This is a genomic window from Streptomyces anandii JCM 4720 (genome assembly GCF_014650655.1).
In the GTDB taxonomy this organism is placed as follows: Bacteria; Actinomycetota; Actinomycetes; order Streptomycetales; family Streptomycetaceae; genus Streptomyces; species Streptomyces anandii.
Map to the genome: position 1 here is coordinate 1 of NZ_BMVJ01000057.1, position 3,662 is coordinate 3,662.

2 protein-coding genes are annotated in these 3,662 nt (G+C 73.4%); both read left to right on the plus strand.

Annotated elements, in window-relative coordinates; all coding sequences use genetic code 11:
- Positions 1–3,324: type I polyketide synthase (locus tag IE249_RS35160; protein WP_189711532.1), on the plus strand; the 3,324-nt coding region annotated here is incomplete at its 5' end.
- 65 nt (positions 3,325–3,389) lie between these two features.
- On the plus strand, positions 3,390–3,662 hold a 273-nt coding region (locus tag IE249_RS35165), incomplete at its 3' end, for a beta-ketoacyl synthase N-terminal-like domain-containing protein (RefSeq protein ID WP_189711534.1).

The window sequence follows — 3,662 nt, forward strand, 5'->3', positions numbered from 1 at the left end:
CTGTCCGCCCTCGCCCAGGAATCCGTCACCGACACCGAGGCCCTCGCCTTCCTCCCCGTCCTCCGCAAGGACCGCCCGGAAGCCGAAACCCTCACCACGGCCCTCGCCCACGCCCATACCCGGGGGATCTCCCTCGACTGGGAGGCGTACTACGCCGGTACCGGCGCCTGCCGTGTCGACCTGCCCACCTACCCCTTCCAGCGCCGCCGCTACTGGGTCGACACGTTCGCCGGTCTCGACGACGTGACGGCCGTAGGGATCGGCGAGGCCGATCACCCGCTGCTCGGTGCCGCGGTGGAACTGCCCGAGTCGGACGGGTTCCTGTTCACCGGGCGACTGTCGCTGCAGAGTCACCCCTGGCTGGCTGATCACACGGTCACGGACCAAGCGGTGCTGCCCGCCACGGCCTTCGTGGAGCTGGCGTTCCATGCCGGGGACCAGGTCGGTTGCCCGGTTGTCGCCGAGCTCGAGGTCCATGCGCCGCTGGTGCTGCCGGACCGTGGTGGCCTCCAACTACGCGTATCCGTGGGCGAGTCCGGGGGCGACATTACGGGGGAGGACTCGGTCCGCCGCACCGTCACCGTGTACTCAAGGCTCGAGGACGAGGACGGACCGCGGCCGAACGCGCGGTGGACACGCCACGCCACCGGAACCCTCGCCGCCGCCCCCACCACGCCCCAGCCCGCCCTCACCCCGGCGCAGCCCGTGGAGGACATGGCGGAGGCGTGGCCGCCGGCCGGGGCCGAGGCCGTGCCGGTCGAGGCTCTGTACGAGTCGTCGGCGGCCGCCGGTCTGGCGCACGGAGCCGCTTTCCGGACCCTGGAACGTGCGTGGGTGCGCGACGGCGTGGTCTTCGCCGAGGTGCGTCTCGCTCCCGAACAGCGGGAAGGTTCCGACCGGTTCGCCGTGCACCCGGCGCTGCTCGACGCGGCGCTCATGGCGGCGCAGCGCGGCGGTACCGGCGCCGACCGGCCGGCACCGGGGAGCGTGCCCCTCGCCTGGCGCGAGGTCGCACTGCACGCCTTCGACGCCTCGACGCTTCGGGTGCGGATCGCCCCTGTGGACGACACGTCCGTGGAGCTGACCGCCACCGATCCGACCGGGGCCCCGGTGCTGTCGGCGAGGTCCGTGGGCCTGCGTCCCTACAGTGACGAGCAGTTGGCCGCCGCCTCGCCGGTCGACGCCCGCGGCGCGCACCACGACTCGCTGTTCCGTTTCGACTGGGTGCGCACGTCGGTTCGTACGTCCGACATCCCGGTCGGAGCGTCCGGCCGCGGCGGGTACGCGGTCGTCGGCGCACTGAATGAGAGCGAGCCGGCGTCCACGCTGGCGGACTCCCTCACGGCCGCCGGTGTCCGGGCGGAGGCCTTCGGCGACCTGGCGTCGCTCGAGAAGGCCGTGGACGCCGGACGTCCGGCGCCGCACGTGATCGTGCTGCCCTGCGCTTCCGACCTGGACGGCCCCCCGGCCTCGATGACCCCCACAGCCCCCACGGCCCCCACCCCCGTCCTCACCGACACCGGCGACGGCCTGGCCGGGCGCGTCACGCAAGCCGTCACCCGCGTGCTCGAAGCCATCCAGTCCTGGCTCGCCAGTGACCGTTTCCCCGCCACCCGGCTGGTCGTCCTCACCCGGGGTGCGGTGGCCACCGGCGCCGATGAGGACGCCGGCGACCTGGTGCACTCGGCGGTCTGGGGCCTGGTGCGGTCGGCTCAGTCGGAGAACCCCGACCGGATCGTGCTCGTCGACACCGACCGGACCGACGCCTCCTACGCCGCCCTCGCGGCGGCCGTGGTGTCGGGCGAGCCGGAACTGGCCCTGCGGTCCGGGTCGGCCTTCGCGCCGCGCCTGGCCCGTAGCGAATCAGCCGTCACCGGACCGGCCAAACCGTCCGGCCCCTCCACGGCGCCCTCCGGCTCAGTCGCCGTCCCCGGGATCAACCCCGAAGGGACTGTCCTGATCACCGGCGCCACCGGTGGTCTGGGCCGGCTGCTCGCACGTCATCTGGCGACCGAGCACGGCGCACGCCACCTGCTCCTGGTCAGCCGCAGCGGCCCGTCGGCCGAGGGTGTCGACGAACTCAGCGATGAACTGCGTCAGTCGGGGGCCGAGGTCACCGTCGCCGCGTGCGACGTCGCCGACCGCGCCGCGCTGGCCGAACTGCTGGACGCCGTACCGGAAGACCGGCCGCTGACGGCCGTGGTGCACACCGCCGCCGTACTGGACGACGGGGTCGTCGAGTCGATGACGGCCGAGCGCGTCGAGCGGGTCATGCGGCCGAAGGCCGACGCGGCCTGGAACCTGCACGAACTGACCCGGGACATGGACCTGTCGGCGTTCGTACTGTTCTCCGCCGCCGCCGGCACGCTCGGTGCCGCCGGGCAGGCCAACTACGCCGCCGCCAACGTCTTCCTCGACGCGCTGGCCCGGCACCGCCGCGCCCAGGGGCTGCCGGCCCTGTCCCTGGTCTGGGGCATGTGGGCGGAGGAGCGGGGCATGGCGGGCAGGCTGGCCGCGGCCGACCGCTCCCGCGCGGCGCTCGGCGGCGTGCTGCCGCTTGCCGCCGACGAAGGACTCGCGTTGTTCGACGCGGCCTGCCGGGTGGGCGCCGAGTCGGGCGAGGCGGTTCTGGTGCCGCTCCGGCTCGACTTCGGCACCCTCCGCGCCGCCGCCGCGAGCGGCGACGTCCTGCCCGTCTTCCGCGGCCTGGTACGCACCCCCGTGCGCCGCCGCGCCGCGGACGACGTCACCACCGCCGGCGAGAGCGCGGCCGAGGGCCTGGCACAGCGTCTCGCCCGGCTGTCGGCGGCCGAGCGGGAACAGACCGTGCTCGACCTCGTACGAGGCCAGGTGGCCGCCGTGCTCGGGCACGCGTCGCACGAACTGGTCGGCCCCACACAGGCGTTCCGCGAGCTCGGCTTCGACTCCCTCACCGCCGTCGAACTGCGCAACCGCCTCGGCACGGCCACCGGCCTGCGCCTGCCGGCCACGCTCATCTACGACTATCCGACACCGGCCGCCCTGGCACAGCACCTGCGGACGCAGGTCGCGCCCGACGCGGACGAACCGGAGGCGGCGGCCGTACTGGAGGAGCTGAACCGCCTGGAGAACGCGTTCTCGGCCCTCGCGCCCGACGACCTCTCCGCCCTGACGGGGGACGAAGCGGCGCACGCGCGGGTCGCGGTGCGGCTGCAGTCGCTGCTGACCCGTTGGAACGAGGCACGCCGTGGCGAGGGCGGAGCGGGCGAGGCCACGACGGTCCTCGAGGACGCCAGCGACGACGAACTCTTCGACTTCATCGACAAGCGGTTCGGCGCGAGCTGACCCTCTGTTCCGCTGCCCCACTGACCCGCGGCACCCCAGTTACCATCCGAATAGGTGAAGCGCCCATGGCGAACGAAGCAAAGCTCCGCGAATACCTCAAGAAAGTCACGACGGATCTCGACGAGGCGTACGGGCGGCTGCGGGACATCGAGGACCGGGCCCGGGAACCGATCGCGATCGTGGCGATGAGCTGCCGGTTCCCGGGTGATGTGCGGTCGCCGGAGGATCTGTGGCGGTTGCTGGAGTCGGGTGGGGACGCTCTGTCCGGTTTCCCGGTGGACCGTGGCTGGGACGTGGAGGGGTTGTACGACCCGGATCCGGACGCGCAGGGCACGACG